16 protein-coding genes are annotated in these 19,870 nt (G+C 42.2%); 10 read left to right on the plus strand and 6 right to left on the minus strand.

The window, feature by feature from the left end:
* Window positions 1–21: 21 nt before the first annotated feature.
* Window positions 22–909 carry a type II secretion system protein GspC gene (gene gspC / locus CTN01_RS18190; RefSeq protein ID WP_045150034.1) on the minus strand — a complete coding sequence of 296 codons (888 nt, stop codon included), beginning with the start codon at window positions 907–909 and terminating at the stop codon, window positions 22–24.
* A 281-nt stretch (window positions 910–1,190) separates the two neighbouring features.
* Here gspC and hslR point away from each other — a divergent pair, with 281 nt between their 5' ends.
* From hslR to CTN01_RS18210, 4 genes are all read left to right on the plus strand, one after another.
* Complete coding sequence (gene hslR / locus CTN01_RS18195; RefSeq protein WP_005372542.1) at window positions 1,191–1,601, plus strand: ribosome-associated heat shock protein Hsp15; 411 nt, start codon at window positions 1,191–1,193, stop codon at window positions 1,599–1,601.
* Between the two features lie 168 nt (window positions 1,602–1,769).
* Window positions 1,770–2,648, plus strand: a complete 879-nt coding sequence (gene hslO, locus CTN01_RS18200) for an Hsp33 family molecular chaperone HslO (protein ID WP_045150035.1) — start codon at window positions 1,770–1,772, stop codon at window positions 2,646–2,648.
* Window positions 2,649–2,963: 315 nt separating this feature from the next.
* Window positions 2,964–4,595 (plus strand): phosphoenolpyruvate carboxykinase (ATP), encoded by a 1,632-nt coding sequence (gene pckA / locus CTN01_RS18205; RefSeq protein WP_045150036.1) that lies wholly within the window; start codon window positions 2,964–2,966, stop codon window positions 4,593–4,595.
* A gap of 184 nt (window positions 4,596–4,779) precedes the next feature.
* Entirely contained in the window at window positions 4,780–6,777 is a 1,998-nt protein-coding gene (locus tag CTN01_RS18210) for an AsmA family protein (protein WP_045150037.1), read from the plus strand.
* Here the strand turns inward: CTN01_RS18210 and CTN01_RS18215 are convergent.
* The 3 genes from CTN01_RS18215 to CTN01_RS18225 are packed head-to-tail and all read right to left on the minus strand — an operon-like array spanning window position 6,729 to window position 9,056.
* Entirely contained in the window at window positions 6,729–7,652 is a 924-nt protein-coding gene (locus CTN01_RS18215) for a bifunctional GNAT family N-acetyltransferase/hotdog fold thioesterase (RefSeq protein WP_005372529.1), read from the minus strand. The genes CTN01_RS18210 and CTN01_RS18215 overlap by 49 nt on opposite strands.
* 58 nt (window positions 7,653–7,710) lie before the next feature.
* Window positions 7,711–8,148: a D-aminoacyl-tRNA deacylase gene (gene dtd, locus CTN01_RS18220; RefSeq protein WP_045084559.1), complete on the minus strand. Its 438-nt coding sequence runs from the start codon at window positions 8,146–8,148 to the stop codon at window positions 7,711–7,713.
* Entirely contained in the window at window positions 8,145–9,056 is a 912-nt protein-coding gene (locus tag CTN01_RS18225) for a virulence factor BrkB family protein (RefSeq protein ID WP_045128865.1), read from the minus strand. The genes dtd and CTN01_RS18225 overlap by 4 nt, the downstream gene beginning before the upstream one ends.
* A gap of 177 nt (window positions 9,057–9,233) precedes the next feature.
* Between CTN01_RS18225 and CTN01_RS18230 the strand changes: the two genes are divergently transcribed.
* The gene (locus tag CTN01_RS18230; RefSeq protein ID WP_005372513.1) at window positions 9,234–9,872 is read left to right on the plus strand and encodes a DUF2959 domain-containing protein; all 639 of its coding nucleotides are present in this window, start codon (window positions 9,234–9,236) and stop codon (window positions 9,870–9,872) included.
* 172 nt (window positions 9,873–10,044) lie between these two features.
* Here the strand turns inward: CTN01_RS18230 and typA are convergent, their stop codons facing one another.
* A complete protein-coding gene (typA, locus tag CTN01_RS18235; RefSeq protein ID WP_005372512.1) occupies window positions 10,045–11,871 on the minus strand; it encodes a translational GTPase TypA in 1,827 nt (608 codons plus the stop codon).
* 579 nt (window positions 11,872–12,450) lie between these two features.
* Between typA and glnA the strand changes: the two genes are divergently transcribed.
* The 5 genes from glnA (at window position 12,451) to add (ending at window position 18,321) form a co-directional block, all read left to right on the plus strand.
* Window positions 12,451–13,860 carry a glutamate--ammonia ligase gene (gene glnA, locus CTN01_RS18240; RefSeq protein ID WP_005372511.1) on the plus strand — a complete coding sequence of 470 codons (1,410 nt, stop codon included), beginning with the start codon at window positions 12,451–12,453 and terminating at the stop codon, window positions 13,858–13,860.
* A gap of 146 nt (window positions 13,861–14,006) precedes the next feature.
* The gene (locus CTN01_RS18245) at window positions 14,007–14,588 is read left to right on the plus strand and encodes a DUF4124 domain-containing protein (protein ID WP_045150038.1); all 582 of its coding nucleotides are present in this window, start codon (window positions 14,007–14,009) and stop codon (window positions 14,586–14,588) included.
* 126 nt (window positions 14,589–14,714) lie between these two features.
* On the plus strand, window positions 14,715–15,764 hold the full coding sequence (gene glnL, locus CTN01_RS18250) for a nitrogen regulation protein NR(II) (protein ID WP_080896233.1): 1,050 nt from the start codon (window positions 14,715–14,717) through the stop codon (window positions 15,762–15,764).
* 20 nt (window positions 15,765–15,784) lie between these two features.
* Entirely contained in the window at window positions 15,785–17,200 is a 1,416-nt protein-coding gene (gene glnG, locus CTN01_RS18255) for a nitrogen regulation protein NR(I) (protein ID WP_045150039.1), read from the plus strand.
* A 116-nt stretch (window positions 17,201–17,316) separates the two neighbouring features.
* Window positions 17,317–18,321 (plus strand): adenosine deaminase, encoded by a 1,005-nt coding sequence (gene add / locus CTN01_RS18260; RefSeq protein ID WP_045128862.1) that lies wholly within the window; start codon window positions 17,317–17,319, stop codon window positions 18,319–18,321.
* Between the two features lie 83 nt (window positions 18,322–18,404).
* Here add and hemN read toward each other — a convergent pair whose 3' ends face one another.
* On the minus strand, window positions 18,405–19,778 hold the full coding sequence (gene hemN, locus CTN01_RS18265) for an oxygen-independent coproporphyrinogen III oxidase (RefSeq protein WP_045150040.1): 1,374 nt from the start codon (window positions 19,776–19,778) through the stop codon (window positions 18,405–18,407).
* Window positions 19,779–19,870 lie beyond the last annotated feature (92 nt).

A 19,870-nucleotide genomic window follows, 5' to 3' on the forward strand; every position in this document is an offset into this window, starting at 1 on the left:
TTGTCACGCAATGCACTGCTATTATTGCAGCTCAATGTGAATATCATGAACTTGACCGCCGCGTTCAACCGTCAAAGTAAAATCAGTTGCTGAAGAAAGCTCAGCCCAAAGTTTTGCCATCACACTTGGATCAGTCAAGCTATTACCGTTAATCGCTACCGCTAAGTCATTCGCTTTCAGACCAACAGAATCAAATAAAATTCGGTCTTTACCCGGATTAACTCGATATCCCTGTACTTCGCCATCCTTCTTCACTTGAGATAAGCGAATATAACTAAATAGAGATTGAGGTTGAGCTAAAATTTTCTTTTTGATCTCTGCTAATTTAGAGCTGTCGACATTTGGTTTAGTCGCGTTATTTGAAGCTGATTTTTGATACGCTGGCTGGGCTGATTTAGAGAATTTTAACCCTTCAAGCATCACGGTTTCATCACGACCACTATTACTAATAATAACGCGATCGTTATACACCGCTTTTAATGTCACACGGGTACCATCAACAACTTCATTAATACCATAAGTATTTTGCTTACCATTATTTGTGATAACGGCAAAGGCGGATTGGGGATCACTGCTCGCGACAACCCCAACCAACTTTAAATTCAATCGCGTTTGTGGCGCGTCTTTTTTGACAATGGCTTCAACGGCCTTTGGCTGCGCGTTATATTGCCCAAATAGATTCATGGACAATAAGTTACCTACATTTATATCAGAGCCTGATGTAGCCACTTTTACTGACTTCGCTTGCCAAGGTGCCACTGTTGTTGTTGGCGCTAATAACATCCACACCATTCGGCCAGAAATCCACGCTAAAATAACCACTAATAGCCACGTTAGTAGTCGAGTAAGTGTGCGCTGAGACATTGGGCGCTTTGTGGTCATCATGGGCAGCCATGTAGGTACTTGCATAGTGGAAATCCATTTAATGAATATCAGGAGGTATATTACTTTTCCCTATATAATAGAGGGATATTGTAACTAACTATTATGATCTCTTTTTAACACTTTGAATGCTATTCATTATTAAAAAAAAAAAGCAAATTACTCAAAAGACTACCGATAATTTGTAATAAATTCTTGGTTGATGATTGAAAATCCTGATTAACATCACCATTTATTAGTAATACGTGGTAGCTGACGCTATTAAAACAATGTGATATTTTATCGCCCCTTTGAATAAAGGAACCGTTATGGGTCAAGCGACATCCGAACTAAAACAGGTTCGTCTTGATAAATGGTTATGGGCTGCACGTTTTTATAAAACTCGTTCTATTGCTCGCGCGATGATTGATGGCGGCAAAGTACAATATAACGGGCAACGCTCAAAACCGAGTAAAATGGTTGAAGTTGGCGCAGAAGTAAAATTGCGCCAAGGTAACGATGAAAAAACCGTTACCATCGAAAAAATCTCTGATACCCGCCGTGGTGCACCGGAAGCACAATTGCTATATCAAGAAACAGCACAAAGTATTGAGTTACGGGAACGCCATGCACAAATGCGCAAACTCAATGCTTTTGATAGTCCGAGTCCGATCAAACGACCTGATAAAAAACAGCGTCGTGACATCATGAGATTCAAAAACATCAATACATCAGAATAAAAGGTTGCCAGCCTTAATCCATTCATTGTTGGTAATAGCAGAGTGCTTTATATCAAGTAAGCCAAATGCTGAGCCACATGAGTTCATTGGAATACTGGGTATAACGCATTTAAATGCACTACCAAATATGATGGCAGGGTTGGCGCCACAGCTGGAGAGAAAGAGAACATGACACAAGATTTTTTAAACCGTTACCTATTTGATAGCGTTTCTGTACGTGGTGAATTAGTACAGTTAGGTGATACTTACCAACAAATTATCTCAAGCACTGACTACCCAGCACCGATCAAAACACTACTTGGTGAATTGTTAGTCGCAACAAGTCTATTAACAGCCACGTTAAAATTTGAAGGCTCAATCACCGTACAAGTACAAGGCGATGGTCCTGTTAGCCTTGCTGTGATTAATGGCGATCAAAACCAAAAGCTACGTGGTGTGGCTCGCTGGGAAGGTGATATTAAAGACGATAGCACTATCCATGACCTAATGGGCAAGGGCTACATGGTGATCACTATTCTTCCTACCAAAGGTGAGCGCTACCAAGGTGTCGTTGGCCTTGAAGGTGAAACTATGGCGGAATGTTTAGAGGCTTACTTTAGAAACTCTGAACAGCTAAAAACACGTATCTGGTTGCGTACCGGTGAGTTTGAAGGCCAACCAAAAGCCGCAGGTATGTTATTACAAGTAATGCCAGATGGTCAGGGTAGTGAAGGCGATTTCGAGCACTTAGAAACAATTACTGATACGGTAAAAGATGACGAGCTATTTAGCTTAGACGCACAAGATCTACTTTACCGTTTATATCACCAAGAAGAAGTCAAAGTATTCGAGCCACAAGCAGTCAGCTTTGAATGTAGCTGTTCACGCGAACGTAGTGGTTCAGCGGTTATTAGCCTTCACCCTGATGAGATTGAAAAGATCTTAGCGGAAGACGGAAAAGTATCACTCCATTGTGATTACTGTGGTACTGACTATGACTTCGATAGTATTGATATTGCAGCACTTCGCGAAAATGCAGGCAAGGCTGACGACAGCAAGGTTCATTAATTCTCGCCTCGTATTAAGCCTGAAATATAATTACAAAGCCGGCATATATGCCGGCTTCTTCATATTAAAAAACAACATTTCAACTAAAACTTGAAAGTGAATCACTAAAAAACGCTTCTTTTTTCACCAGAAATAATAATTCAACCCTCTAGATTTCTGCTTTAACCGCCCTGTAAACTAAATAAAAACATCTAATTCACACGCCCGTTAGCCTTATATAGGTTAGGGTTATTTTATGATGTATATCCCTGATTTAGCCCGTTATGGTTGCTAGCATGGTTAATAGTTAAACAACATCTTACCCAAGGAGCGCCAATGAGCACAATGTGTGTCGATAATAAGGTTGCAACGAACATGGATTTGTCCCAATACGGAATACTCAATGTTGCAGATGTGATTCGTAATCCTTCTTACGAAATACTTTTCGCAGAAGAGACGAAAACAGAATTAAAAGGGTTTGAAAAAGGCATTGTCACCGAACTTGGTGCAGTTGCTGTTGATACAGGGATATTTACCGGTCGTTCACCACAAGATAAGTTTATTGTAAAAGACGACACTACCCAAGATACCTTGTGGTGGTCAGATCAAGGCAAGAACGATAATAAGCCACTTAGCCAACGAGCATGGCTTGATCTGAAATCTCTCGTAACAGCACAACTCTCTAACAAGCGTCTTTTTGTGGTAGATGGCTATTGTGGCGCTAATCCTGATACACGTATATGTATTCGGGTGATCACTGAAGTCGCTTGGCAAGCACACTTCGTTAAAAACATGTTTATTCGCCCAACAGAAGCTGAGTTAGCAACATTTGAACCCGACTTTGTGATCATGAATGGCTCGAAGTGTACTAACCCTAAATGGCAAGAGCACGGTATGAACTCAGAGAACTTCACGGTATTTAACCTCTCTGAAAAAGTGCAGCTTATTGGTGGTACATGGTATGGCGGCGAGATGAAAAAAGGGATGTTCGCGATGATGAACTACTTTTTACCTCTCAAAGGTATAGCCTCTATGCATTGCTCTGCCAATATTGGGGAAAATGGTGATACCGCTATCTTTTTTGGCTTATCTGGCACAGGTAAGACAACCTTATCGACAGATCCTAAACGTGCATTAATTGGTGATGATGAGCATGGCTGGGATGATAATGGTGTGTTTAACTTTGAAGGTGGATGTTACGCAAAAACCATTAACCTTTCAAAAGAAGCTGAACCTGATATTTACCATGCTATTCGTCGTGATGCGTTACTGGAAAACGTAACAGTACGTAATGATGGTTCTATCGATTTTAATGATAATTCAAAAACAGAAAACACCCGTGTGTCTTACCCGATTTATCATATCGATAATATTGTAAAACCTATCTCAAAAGGTGGTCATGCCAATAAGGTTATTTTCTTATCTGCAGATGCTTTTGGTGTATTACCTCCAGTATCCAAGCTAACCCCCGAACAAACTAAATATCATTTCTTGTCAGGTTTTACTGCAAAACTCGCGGGGACTGAACGTGGTATTACAGAACCAACGCCGACCTTCTCTGCATGCTTTGGTAATGCCTTCCTTACACTACACCCAACACAATATGCCGAAGTGTTAGTGAAACGTATGGAAGCGGCGGGAGCTGAAGCCTACTTAGTTAATACAGGCTGGAATGGCACAGGTAAACGTATTTCGATCCAAGATACTCGTGGCATTATCGATGCTATTTTAGATGGCTCGATTGATAGCGCACCAACAAAGCAAATTCCTATTTTCAATTTAACCGTACCGACAGCATTACCAGGTGTCGCCCCTGAGATCCTAGATCCTCGTAATACCTATACAGACCCGCTGCAATGGGAAAGTAAAGCCAAAGATCTTGCCAGTCGATTTATCGCAAACTTCGATAAATATACCGATACCACAGAAGGCGAGTCTTTAGTCAAAGCTGGCCCACAGCTCGATTAACTCTCAAACAACCAAGCCCCTATTTATAGGGGCTTTTTTTATATCTTGAATCACTAGACTAGTGTTAATTCAATAACCATAGCGTGCCTCAAATCCGACTCACATACCTTGCCAAGTACTGATATTTGCGCCAATCTCATCATATAAATAATAAAATGTATTAATAGCTTTCAGGGAATGGATTATGCGTAGGGCTGCCAAACTTATTACTTCTGTATTACTGCTTGGCGGACTGAGTATCGTGGTACTTATCGTCTTGCTTCAAACCCGCTATGCTACTCCCATACTCAACCATACCCTCGCCTTTTTCTCACACTACCAGTTAGCTGAAACACAATTACACTATGATATAAAACAACCACTACAAATAACGCTTCAACCGCTAACCGTAAAAAAGGCGGATAAAACCTTATTGTCAGTTCACAGTATCACTCTCGAACTTTCATCCCGATCATTACAAACACAACATCTAATTTTTTCCAACGTCATTATTGATGGGATCAATTTAAATCATCAGCAATGGGATAAATTTGAACATCTCTCTGCATTTTCTATTAACCGTTTAGCGATTAATGATCTCTCGATAGCCACTCCAGCGATAACAATCAACCATGCGCAGCTTCAAATTGATAATTGGCAATATAGTGATCATCAACAACCTTGGTGGCAGCAATTTAGTGGACAGTTTCAATTAAGTGTTCCACAAATAACATGGCACAATCATACGCTAGAAAATTTGTTATTAAACGGGACAAAACAGCACCAACAGTGGCAACTGACAGGGTTTTCAGGAAAATGGCAACGAGCGAACTTTAATGGTACCGCAGACTATAACAGTGACACTCAGTTATTAACGTTAGATCAGTTCACGCTAACTAACCTTCGCATCCAACAATCACAACCATTGACCGCATGGCCGCAATGGTTAACTGATGCCACCCCCGTTCGTCATATAATGATTAAACGCGCAGACATTCTAGACAGCAGTATTGAACAACCTAGTTGGGCTGCTGATGATATTAGTTTGTCATTAGAGAATTGGTCATGGCCTAACAGTTACTGGCAACAAGATAACGCCCATTTATCTGTCAGTGCCAGTAATGCGAAATGGCACGATATCGTATTTGAACAACCTATCGTTGAGCTGAATTTCATGCCAGAAAAGATCAACAGTCAGGGTCTTTCGGCTCAGTTACTCAGTGGTTATATGCGTATGGATGGCGAAATTTCACCTGACAAGGTCAAACTAAAAAAATTGTTGATCTCAGGTATAAAAGGCTTTCTTCCTCCACAGTGGTTCCATACGACAAAAACATTAACCTCAAGACTATCAGAGCTAACTATCGATAAACTTGATATCAATAATATACAGTTAACATCAACTGACACTCAGCTACCGTTTCAACTCGCAGGAATATATATTGACGGTAACGATGTGGTAGTAAAGCATCAACATCAATGGGGACTATGGCAAGGTAATCTTGATACTAGCCTAAGCTTTGCCAGCGTCAACCAAATTGTTTTTGTCGATCCGATTGTAGAAATGACCAGTTTTAATGGCGATTGGGTCATCGATAAATTTATCTTACCTTTTACTGATGGCATGTTAACAGCTGACGCGAACATTCAATTAGCGCAACAAGGTCAGCCTTGGTCCCTTTCTATCTCCAATGATAGTATTCCCGCCGCTCTCATTTATCGTTGGTTCAAATTACCATTACCCTTGAAGGGTAAAATTGACGGAACAATACACGCACAAGGATTAGCGAGTAATCGCCAAAGCTTCAATTACAGTTTATCTGGGCAAACCGCTCTCACCTTTAGAGAGATTCATTTAAATAATATTGCACCAACACAATTACTCGATAACTGGAAAACGAAAGGAAAGTTATTTGGTATGGTATTAGATAACAACAAGGAAAGCAGCGATAGTCACACCCAAGCCTTAACGCTATCACCACTTAAAATCACCACAGAAAGAGGGAAAATCACTATCCCAACTTGGCTTGTAAGTAATGAAAATTTTAGCCTATCTCTTACCAGTCATTGGGATCTGGCGATCCCAAAACAGCAACAACTAGAATGGGTATTAAAAGAAAACTGCCAACAAGTCGAACGTCGTTGGCATGCCGATCAAACAGAAGTGAATTCGTTTTCAACGTGTAGCGGTAAGATCAAGTAAGTACCGGTAAAACTAGAAGCGACTTTACCGCCGCTATACACATTCACATCAATGCTGATACGCCCCTTACGACCTTTCGCTAAGCGATCAATATCACCGCGTAAATCTTCTATGGTGCTCACCGCTTTAGGTCGCTCTGTCACAGGGGCTGAATAACGGATATGGCTATCAACCAAAATGATATTACCTTCTAACCCTCGCTCTTTCAGCAATAACCAAATAAAGCCCCAGCCCGCTAAGGTTGCCATGGTAAAAATGCTACCCGCAAACATAAACTCATTAGGATTTAGATTGGCATTGAACAGCGCACTAACTTCAAAGCGATAACCTGTATATTGGTTGATTTTTATCCCCATTTTATCGCTGATCGGGATCTGTTGTTGCCAAAGTGTCTGTAGCTCCTGACACCATTCAGGGTGACGCACAACTTCATTTAATGGCTCAAGATGTTTAAGCATTTGCTGGTGACGAACAGGACCTCGCTCATCACTCAGTTCACCTTCACTGGCAAAGCCATTTTTTAAATAAAACGGGATAGCATCTTCACGAGCGTTACACACCATGCGCTTAGCACCGTCTTGCCTTGCTAGTGATTCAAGGGCCATTAAAATTAAGCCGCCTAAACCATGGTGACGAACATCAGGGTCAACCGCCATATAACGTACTTGTCCCTCATTATCAGGCGTTAAATATAAACGCCCAATCGCCACCACCTGATCACGATTATTGATGATCATACGATGTTCACTCAGTTCATCATACGCATCTCGTTCAGAGCCCTGCGGCATTTGCCAAGGTTCACGCAACATCCGCCAACGAAAATGGTAATAGCTCGCCAACTGCTCATCTGTTTGAGGCGTCACTAATCGAAACATGAATTCCCTCTCTTTCCATTCTCGGTTTATGGAGTATCTCTAATGGTCATGTGATTTTCTAGACTTGCAGCCAGAACGTCACTGGACCATCGTTATTTAGTGCTACTTGCATATCGGCAGCAAAGATACCCGTTTCTGTTTGAATTTCTTTTACCTTACATTGTTCGACAAAATATTCATAAAGACGTTCAGCATCAACAGGAGCAGCCCCACTCGAAAAACCTGGGCGCATACCCTTTTTAGTATCTGCCGCTAATGTAAATTGCGATACAACCAATACACTGCCACCCGCCTGTTGCACGTTTAAATTCATTTTTCCATCGTCATCACTAAAGACACGGTAACCTAGCACTTTATCACGCAGTTTTTGTGCTTTTGCTTCATCATCACCTTTTTCAACGCCTAATAGCACTAACAAGCCTTTGCCAATGGCGCCAGTGATCTGTCCATCTACCGTCACGCTAGCCTCAGTAACTCGTTGGATTAGTGCAATCATTTTTCTTCCTCTTTCATATTCTGTGACTTGTCATCCGATTTTTGGTCTGTCGGTAATGATAACTGATTCGCCTGCTCCCAAAAACCACGCTCACCTAAACTGGCCGTGATCTCTGCGCCCAGTAAAACAATGCACCAACATAAATAAATCCAAACAAATAAGATAGGAATTGCAGCTAAGGCGCCGTAAATCATCTGATAAGAATGAAAATGCGCGAGGTAAATCGCAAAACCTTTCTTACTTAGCTCAAATAAAATACTCGCACTTAGACTACCAATCAGTGCATGACGGAACGTCACTTTACAATTCGGTACTAATAAGTAGAGCAATAAAAATGCCAAACTCGACATTAGAGAAGGAAACCAGCGTAAGGACTGCTGTAAAAGACCGTGTAAAGCTTGATGCTCAAGTAATGCCAGTGAACCAAGGTAAGAACTAACCGCAATACTAGAACCTAACAGGATCGGTCCTAACGTTAAAATCATCCAATAGATTGAAAACGAAATAATCCAACGACGTTTCTTTTTAATTCGCCAGATATAATTTAACGAGGTATCTATTGATGAAATCAACATCATGGCAACCACAAACAAAGCCGCAATACCGACAGCCGTCATTTTACCAGCATTAGAAACAAACTCATTTAAGTAGGTTTTAACGACCGCACCAGCCGCTGGTACAAAATTCTCAATCACAAAGTTTTGTAATTGCTCACCGAGTCCTGCAAATACAGGCACTGCTGATAACGCCGAAATAACAACAGTAATGAGCGGTACCAATGATAATAAAGTGACATAAGCCATTGAGCCTGCGGTAACCGTTAAACGATCATGATTCACTCGCTGGATTAAATACGAAAAATAATCCATCATCAGATGGATTTTGGGACCTAATTGCAACTTCGCCATTGGTTTGTTGTCAGCCTTATAACTTTGTTCTATTAATCTTATACACATTGTGAAAAGGCTTTCATTTTTTGCCTTCTCTCAACTCTTTATTTGCGTCTTATCAATCAATTCTCTCTTGTTAGAACAAACGTTAAGATTGATTTATTTCAGCGCAGCATGTCTTACTAGGAGCATAACATGCCTTATTTTCTTGCTATTTTACTTAGCGTTAGCTTACTTTCAGGCTGTCAATCAGCCTATTACTCAGCAATGGAACAAGTCGGCGTCCATAAACGTGACATCATGGTTGATCGGGTAGAAGACGCCAACGCGGCACAAAAAGATGCACAACAGCAATTTACCAGTGCGCTTGAAGGGCTTAAAGCATTAAATAATTTCAATGGTGGTGAGTTAGAAGCCGCATACAATGACGTTAATGATCAATACAAAGACAGTGAAGCGGCAGTAAATAAAGTAAAAGATCGTATCGCTGCTATTGAAGATGTGGCTGATGCGTTATTTGATGAATGGAATGACGAGCTTGCGCTTTATAAGAGTGCAACACTGAAACGTGATAGTGCAAACAAACTCCGCGCAACCAAAGTACAGTATCAAAAAATGCTCTCTGCGATGAAACGTGCAGAGCAAAAAATGGAGCCTGTGTTAGATACTTTGCGTGATAACACGTTATACCTAAAGCATAACCTAAATGCTGCTGCAATTGGCTCACTACAAGGTGAATTCAACTCACTGCAACGAGAGATCCAACAAGCGATCCGCGATATGAACAGCGCTATTGCAGAATCTAACCGTTTCATTGGTCATCTAAAGAAATAAACTATCGACAAGGTGAGTCAGCGCCAGCGGCTCACCATTGCTTTGCCCTAATGACCACACTTATCTTCAGCCATTCGCCACTATCCCCCATATTTCCACCCTTCAGATACAACAATCCCCCGATTGTTACCAACCGAGGGATTGTTTAATAACTAATGAAATTAATCAGTAATTACTTAGTACGGCTTGCACGCTTACGATCGTTTTCAGTAAGAAGTTTCTTACGAATACGGATGTTTTCAGGCGTAACTTCTACTAGCTCATCGTTGTCGATGAATTCTAGAGCTTGCTCAAGTGTGTACTTGATAGCAGGAGAAAGAGTTTGCGCTTCGTCGGTACCAGAAGCACGAACGTTTGTAAGCTGCTTACCTTTCAGACAGTTAACTGTTAGGTCGTTAGAACGGTTATGAATACCGATGATCTGACCTTCGTAAACTTCATCTGCGTGCTCAGCGAATAGACGACCACGCTCTTGTAGGTTAAACAGTGCGTAAGTCAGTGCTTTACCTGTTGCGTTAGAAATCAATACGCCGTTGTTACGTTGACCGATAGTACCGCCCTTGTGTGGACCGTAGTGATCAAACGTATGGTAAAGAAGACCTGAACCTGAAGTCAGTGTCATGAACTCAGTTTGGAAACCGATAAGACCACGAGAAGGCATCATGAAGTCCATGCGAACACGGCCTTTACCATCTGGTGCCATATCAGTAAGCTCACCTTTACGAAGACCGATGTTCTCCATGATACCGCCTTGGTGCTCTTCCACCACGTCGATAGTCACAGTTTCAAACGGTTCCATTAGCTGGCCGTCTTCTTCTTTGATGATAACTTCTGGACGTGATACTGCTAGCTCGTAGCCTTCACGACGCATGTTTTCGATCAGGATAGATAGGTGAAGCTCACCACGACCTGATACACGGAATTTATCTGGGTCTTCAGTTTCTTCAACACGCAGTGCAACGTTGTGTACTAGTTCTTTTTGAAGACGCTCAAGGATGTTACGTGAAGTAACGTACTTACCTTCTTTACCAGCAAACGGAGAGTTATTTACTTGGAAAGTCATGGTAACTGTTGGCTCATCAACAGAAAGCGGCGTTAGCGCTTCAACACAGTTCTGATCACAGATAGTGTCAGAAATCTTAAGTTCACCAAGACCTGTGATTGCAATGATGTCGCCCGCTTTCGCTTCTTCAACTTCATGACGCTCAAGACCTAGGTAACCTAGAACTGTACCTACTTTACCGTTACGCTTAGAACCGTCAGCACTTACGATCGTTACTTGTTGGTTAGTTTTCACTGTACCACGAGTAATACGAGCAACACCGATAACACCAACGTAAGAGCTGTAATCTAGCTGAGAGATTTGCATCTGTAGCGGGCCATCAACGTCTACTGAAGGCGCTGCAACATTATCAACGATAGATTGGAACAATGGTTCCATGTTCTCGCCAGTTTCACCTTCTTCTAGTGTTGCCCAACCGTTTAGTGCTGATGCGTAAACCACTTGGAAGTCTAGCTGTTCGTCAGTTGCACCAAGGTTATCGAATAGGTCAAATACTTGATCCATAACCCACTCAGGACGTGCACCTGGACGGTCAATCTTGTTGATTACAACGATTGGCTTAAGACCGTATGCAAACGCCTTTTGCGTTACGAAACGTGTTTGAGGCATAGGGCCGTCAACTGCATCAACGATAAGCAATACAGAGTCAACCATAGACATGATACGCTCTACTTCACCACCGAAATCGGCGTGTCCTGGGGTATCTACGATGTTGATGCGGTAGTCATTCCAGTTGATTGCTGTGTTCTTAGCAAGAATGGTAATGCCACGCTCTTTCTCGATATCGTTAGAATCCATCACACGTTCTTCGGCTTCGCCGCGACCCTCTAACGTGCCAGACTGCTGTAGAAGTTTATCAACCAGGGTAGTTTTACCGTGGTCAACGTGAGCAATAATTGCGATATTTCTTAATTTATCGATCGATTGATTAGACATTAGTTTCACATTCACTCAGAACATGCAGCATCTTCACTAGAGGCTACTTGATTAAAAAAACGGCTCATAATTTAACAGATTTTACGCTAAAACCCACGAAATATGTGATTTATATCACCAGCTTTTTTATGACCATGCTCTAGAGCCGCATTTTTACTCGCTTTTTGGCCTAATTTTATTTTTTTGAACCCTTCTATTCAGGCCATAAATACCCTCTTAACCCTGCTTTCTCACTCCCTACGGATAAAAAACATCATTAAAGGTACACAGCTCTCATTTAACAATAAAAAAACACTTTTTTAAGGAGATTATGAATTGACAATAATTTTTAACATCGCGATAGTAAGCATGTTCTATTATTGTTAACGACACACTATCGCACCAAAACAGTGCAAGTGTGCATCAAGATAGTGCAGAAATGGATTAATTAAGCTTTAGCAATGCGTAAAAACCGCATTCTTAAAGCTTTTAAAAATTGGCATGGTTTTCGCTTAAGAACATTCAGATCTGCTCATTCTCAGAAATGAGCAATACTAGATTTGCGGCCATGCCCTTATATAACACCGGAGGTTACTCAAGATGTCAGTAGAAAACGTACTAGCGCTGATCCAGGAAAATGAAGTTAAGTTTATTGACCTACGTTTTACCGATACAAAAGGTAAAGAACAGCATATCTCGATCCCATCTCATCAAATTGATGCTGATTTCTTCGAAGAAGGTAAAATGTTTGATGGCTCTTCAGTTGCAGGTTGGAAGGGTATCAACGAATCAGACATGGTAATGATGCCTGACGCGTCAAGCGCGGTACTAGACCCATTCACTGAAGACGCTACGCTAAATATCCGTTGTGATATTTTAGAGCCGGCAACGATGCAAGGTTACGACCGTGATCCTCGCTCTATCGCGAAGCGTGCAGAAGAGTTCATGCGTTCAACAGGTATCGCAGACACGGTTCTTATCGGTCCTGAGCCAGAATTCTTCCTATTTGACGATGTTAAGTTTAACACTGACATGTCAGGCTCTTTCTTCAAGATTGATGACGTAGAAGCAGCATGGAACACAGGTTCTGATTTCGAAGGCGGTAACAAAGGTCACCGTCCTGGCGTTAAAGGTGGTTACTTCCCAGTAGCACCTGTTGATTCATCACAAGACATCCGTTCTGCTATGTGTTTAATCATGGAAGAAATGGGTCTAGTTGTTGAAGCTCACCACCACGAAGTAGCAACAGCAGGTCAGAACGAAATCGCAACACGTTTCAACACGCTAACAACAAAAGCAGATGAAATTCAGATCTACAAGTATGTAGTTCATAACGTTGCACACGCATTTGGTAAAACAGCAACCTTTATGCCTAAGCCACTAGTAGGAGATAACGGTTCTGGTATGCACGTTCACCAATCACTAGCAAAAGACGGTGTAAACCTATTCTCTGGTGATAAGTACGGCGGCCTTTCTGAAATGGCACTTTACTACATCGGTGGTATTATCAAGCACGCACGTGCAATCAACGCATTTGCTAACCCTGCAACGAACTCATACAAGCGTCTAGTTCCAGGCTTTGAAGCTCCAGTAATGCTAGCTTACTCTGCACGTAACCGTTCAGCGTCTATCCGTATTCCTGTAGTACCAAGCCCGAAAGCACGTCGTATCGAAGTACGTTTCGGTGATCCAGCGGCTAACCCATACCTAGCATTTGCTGCAATGCTAATGGCTGGCCTTGACGGTATTCAGAACAAGATCCACCCAGGCGAAGCGATGGATAAAGACTTGTACGACCTACCAGCAGAAGAAGCAGCTGAAATCCCAACAGTTGCAGAATCGCTACAAGGCGCACTACAAGCACTAAGCGACGACCGTGAGTTCTTAACGTCTGGCGGCGTATTCTCTGATGACTTCATCGATTCTTATATCGCACTGAAATCTCAAGACGTTGAGAAAGTAAATATGACAACTCACCCACTAGAGTTTGAACTTTACTACTCTGTTTAAGTAATCACTTAATTACTAAACATTAAATACTTAGGCCTGCTTCACAAGCAGGCCTTTTTGATCTTGTTGTCACTCACAAACCAACGACAATGAAGTATCTTATTCACGACCACTGTGGATCGTGCACACAAACTTGGAGTTAACGGATGAAACTCTCTCGTTTTTTTAAGCCACTCAGCCCAATCTTTATTACCCTAATATGGACAGCTGCGAGTTCAGCCCAAGCCTCTACCATCTACTCATGGACAGATGAGAATGGCGTGGTGCACTTTACCGATCAACCTCAAACCCCCGATGCCACCGCTTACCCTTTAAGCGTGACAGAAGTCAGTGGTAATATTAAACAAACCGCAGATACCATTGACACTCAAACCAGCGATATTACCGTGGTAGAAGAGCCTGCAAAAACTATTACAACCGTCAGTTTAGTCTCACCAATGCATGAGCAAACCATCCGCAATAACGAAGGTATCATCAATATTCATGCGGTCACCAACAGCAAACTCAACAACCAAACCCAAGCGCAATTAGTTGTCGATGGCGTAGTTAAAGGCGAGCCTCAAACAGAACTCACTTGGACATTAGATAACATTGATCGTGGTAGCCACCAGCTACAAATTCAACTAGTTAAAGGCGGCAAGGTTATTGCATCGTCAGACAGTATTACCGTTTATCTGCATCGAGCCACAGTGAAGGCAAACAAGCCAATACCAGTACAGACTCGCTAATCCACAGTTTCACCAATTAATAGTGCCCGATCAGCAATAAACAGGTTACACTCAGATGCACCAATTTGGTGCGTTTGACCTAAATAAGCCTATTGATGGTTTAGGTAATCAACAAGGATGCTGATTGTGACTACCGCTTTTACCCCTATAATTATTGATAACCTTGTTACTGCGATCATTCTACTGGATGAACACTTAACGATTCGTTATGTCAATCCCGCCGCAGAACAACTGTTATCGTCGAGTAAACGCCGTTTGCTGGGCATTACGTTACCAGAGTTATTACAGTACTCATCTCTTGATCTCGATTTAATCGCAGCCACATTACAAAGTGGTCAAGGCCTAGCTGATAGCGATGTCGCTTTTGTGATTGATGAACAGCGTCAACTTCTCAGCTTGAATGCCAGCCCTATTTCATGGCAAAAAAATCTTTTCGTGATGCTGGAGCTTAAACCTATCGATCAACAACGTCGTATTAGCCAAGAGCTCTCTCAATTAGCTCAGCAGCAAGCGGCGAAAGAATTAGTGCGAGGGTTAGCTCACGAGATAAAAAACCCACTAGGTGGCTTACGAGGCGCTGCACAGCTACTTGAAAAAGCGCTACCCGATCCTAGTTATGTCGAATATACCCAAATGATTATTGAGCAAGCCGACCGATTACGTAATTTGGTCGATAGGCTATTAGGCCCGCAACGCCCAGGCATCAGAAAAACCGATAATATTCATCTCGTATTAGAAAAAGTACGTCAGCTGATCATTCTGGAAAACGACAGTAATCTTGTGATTGAGCGCGACTACGATCCAAGTCTGCCCGAGATTGACATGGATACAGAACAACTCGAGCAAGCCTTACTCAATATTGTCAGTAACGCCGCTCACGTTCTAAAAAAACAAAATGGCGGAATAATTAAGCTCAAAACCCGTACCGCCCATCAAGCCTTAATCCAAGGTAAATACGCCCGAATCGCCGCAAAAATTGAGATTATTGATAATGGTCCAGGGATCCCAGCAGCGATCCAAGACACCTTATTTTATCCTATGGTGACAGGTAATGCTGATGGTACAGGGTTAGGACTATCGATCTCGCAAAACTTAATAGACCAACATAACGGCAAAATTGAAGTAATTAGCTGGCCAGGACACACCAACTTTACGATCTATTTACCAATACAATAATAACGATAGGAGAGTAACGTATGAGCAAAGGATTAATTTGGGTTGTCGATGACGACAGCTCTATTCGCTGGGTAATGGAAAAGACACTTATTACAGCTGGCATGAAGTGTGAAACCTTTGCCAATGCCGATAGTGTACTTGAAGCGCTAGAGCGTAATGTCCCAGATGTATTGGTCTCTGATATTAAGATGCCGGGAACAGATGGCTTAACGTTACTAAAACTATTACAACAAGATTACCCACTATTACCTGTGATAATCATGACGGCACATTCTGACTTAGATGCCGCTGTGAACGCCTATCAACGTGGTGCATTTGAATATCTTCCTAAACCATTTGATATTGATGAGGCCGTGAGTTTGGTCGAGCGTGCGGTTAGTCATAGTCAAGAGCAAAAACGTCAACAACAACCAGAAACAGAAGTAAAAGCAGTACCTGAAATTATCGGTGAAGCTCCTGCCATGCAGGAAGTTTTCCGTGCTATTGGTCGTCTTTCTCGCTCATCTATTTCGGTATTGATTAACGGTGAATCCGGTACAGGTAAAGAACTTGTCGCTCACGCTTTACATCGACATAGCCCACGCAGTAAAAATGCCTTTATTGCCCTGAATATGGCGGCCATCCCCAAAGACTTAATTGAATCAGAACTGTTCGGGCATGAAAAAGGGGCGTTTACTGGCGCCAACAGTGTTCGCCAAGGTCGATTTGAGCAAGCCAACGGTGGAACACTGTTTCTCGATGAAATAGGTGATATGCCATTAGATATTCAAACCCGTTTACTGCGTGTCTTAGCAGATGGGCAGTTCTATCGTGTCGGTGGCCATTCTCCTGTTAACGTCGATGTCCGTATTATTGCGGCAACGCATCAAAACCTAGAGCGCCTTGTTGCCAGTGGTGATTTTCGTGAAGATTTATTTCACCGCCTAAACGTTATTCGGGTGCATTTACCATCTCTAAAAGATCGCCGCCAAGATATCCCCCAGTTGGCGCGTCACTTCCTGCAACGCGCGTCCAACGAGTTAGGAGTAGAAGTAAAAACCCTACACCCAGATACGACCGAACAGCTAGCAGCACTGGATTGGCCGGGTAATGTTCGCCAACTAGAAAATATTTGTCGCTGGCTTACTGTCATGGCAAGCAGCAGTGAGGTCTTACCTAGCGATCTACCACCTGAGTTGCTCGAAAATAATCAAAGCACTTTATCAACTCAGCAAGAGAATCAACATTGGCAGCAAGGCTTACAGCTGTGGGCAAAACAAGAACTGCAGAAAGGTAATGAAAACTTATTGGCAGAAGCCCTACCTGAGTTTGAAAAAATCTTGCTAGAGACTGCGCTACAACATAGCCACGGTCATAAGCAAGAAGCGGCTCGATTATTAGGCTGGGGAAGAAATACCCTTACCAGAAAGCTCAAAGAGCTGGGTATTAACGACTAACTATCACAACATAAATCGGGTTGCAGGTGAAGTCGATCACATTTAGCTGCAACGATTATGTTCACGTTATACACTTTACTTATACTTAACGCTCAGTTTTCATCGGAATAATCATAATGATCAACAAGCATCTTCCTTTAACGGATCTACACCGTCACCTTGATGGCAATATTCGCCCTCAAACTATCTTAGAACTTGGCCAGCAATTTAATATGGCGCTACCGGGCCATGATCTAGAAAGTTTACGCCCACACGTTCAGATCGTTGAAGCTGAGCCAAGTCTTGTGGCTTTTTTGTCAAAGCTAGACTGGGGCGTTGCAGTATTAGGCGATCTCGATGCTTGTCGTCGTGTCGCTTATGAAAACGTTGAAGATGCCTTGCATGCACAAATTGATTATGCCGAACTACGTTTCTCACCTTACTACATGGCAATGAAGCACAACTTGCCGATCGCAGGTGTGGTTGAAGCTGTTATTGATGGAGTAGAAGCAGGTTGTCGTGACTTTGGTATCAAAGCGAACTTGATCGGTATTATGAGCCGTACTTTTGGTGTTGAGGCTTGTCAGCAAGAGCTTGATGGCTTACTCGCTCACAAAGATAAATTGGTCGCGATTGATTTAGCTGGTGATGAATTAGGTCAGCCTGGCGCGCAATTTAACCCACACTTTAAACAAGTTCGTGATGCAGGCTTACGTGTAACCGTTCATGCTGGTGAAGCGGCTGGCTCTGAAAGTATGTGGCAAGCAATTAATGAGCTTGGCGCGGTACGCATTGGTCACGGTGTAAAAGCTATTCAAGATCCAAAACTGATGGACTACCTAGCAGAGCATAAAATTGGTATTGAATCGTGCATTACCTCAAACATTCAAACCAGTACTATTAGCAATATCAAAGATCACCCTATCAAGCCATTCCTCGAGCATGGCATTTTAGCCTGCCTCAACACTGACGACCCTGCCGTTGAAGGTATTGAATTACCTTACGAGTATGAGGTTGCAGCACCAGCTGTTGGATTAAGCCAAGCGCAAATCGAACAAGCACAACGCAATGGCTTAGAGATCGCCTTTTTAAGTGAAAGCGAGAAACAAGCACTTCGCGAGATGGCTGCACAACGCAGTTAATCACTCACGCGATAAAAATCATATAACAAAAAGCCCCATTCCAGCATTACTCGAATGGGGCTTTTTCATTTAATCCAATAAGATTAAATCACTCGTGAAAACTGCTGTTGACGAGCACGATCACGTAAGTATTTATCGAAACACATACAAATATTACGGATCAATAAACGTCCCTTCAGCTCAACGAAAATATGTTGCTCATCTACCGATACTAACTCATCATCAATAAAGGTTTTTAGAAGTTCTAAATCTTCAGCAAAATATTGATCAAAATTGATATTAAATTCCGCTTCAATCGCTTTCTTATCAAGCTGAAAATTACAAATGAGAGCTTTGATCACTTCACGACGCAGTAAGTCGTCCGCATCGAGCGAAACCCCTTTCCACAGTGCGTTTTGTTTTTCTTCAATATCGCGGTAGTAATGCTTTAACTCTTTTTGGTTTTGCGCATAGCAATCGCCAATCATAGAAATCGCTGATACACCCATACCTAATAAATCACACTCACCTTGAGTGGTGTAACCTTGGAAATTACGATGCAAAATCCCTTCACGCTGAGCAATTGCTAATTCATCATCCGGTTTTGCAAAGTGATCCATACCAATAAATTGGTATCCTGCCGCCGTCAACGTCGCAATTGTATCTTGTAAGATACCTAACTTTTCTTTGGCACTCGGTAATAGCTCTTCGCTGATCTTACGCTGTGCCGCAAACAATTTAGGCATGTGGGCGTAATTAAACACCGATAAACGCCCCGGATTCATCGCCAGTACTTGCTCTAATGTTTTCGCAAACATTTCACGATTTTGTAGCGGTAAACCATAAATCAAATCAAGGTTCGTTGAACGGAACCCCAACTCACGTGCACGCTCAACCATCGCAAAGATAAACGTTTCGTCTTGCTCACGATTAACCAGTTTTTGCACGTCTTTATTGAAATCTTGCACACCGATACTTAAACGATTAAAGCCTTCACTGCGAAGGTGATCAAGAATATCGAGTTCAATTTCACGCGGATCGACTTCTATACTGATCTCAGCATCATCATCAAAATTAAACGCCGCACGCAAGCTATTCATTAAACGACTGATCTGCACTGCAGTAAGAAACGTAGGTGTACCACCGCCCCAGTGCAATTGACTCACTTGGCGATCGCCCAATAAAGTCGCACGTTGTTTAATTTCTTGTTCTAGCTTATCCAAGTAGTCATCCGCTTTATGCTGATGACGGGTAATGATTTTATTACAGCCACAGTAGTAACAAAGCTTATGACAAAATGGAATGTGAATATAAAGCGATAGCTTACGATCAGGGTATTGCTTACATGCCATCTCAAATTCAGCAGACGTGAACGCTTCATTAAACTCTAATGCAGTTGGGTAAGAGGTATAACGCGGACCTGAGTAGTTGTACTTTTCAATCAGGGCCTGATCCCAAATAATCTGCTCATTTGACATGACATATTTCCAATATTGTAGGGAGAATAAAGAGTTAAACGTGTAATGATGGTAAGACGAATAACACTTATAGTTTATAAGACAATACAGCC

This window comes from Photobacterium angustum (genome assembly GCF_003026365.1).
GTDB lineage: Bacteria > Pseudomonadota > Gammaproteobacteria > Enterobacterales > Vibrionaceae > Photobacterium > Photobacterium angustum.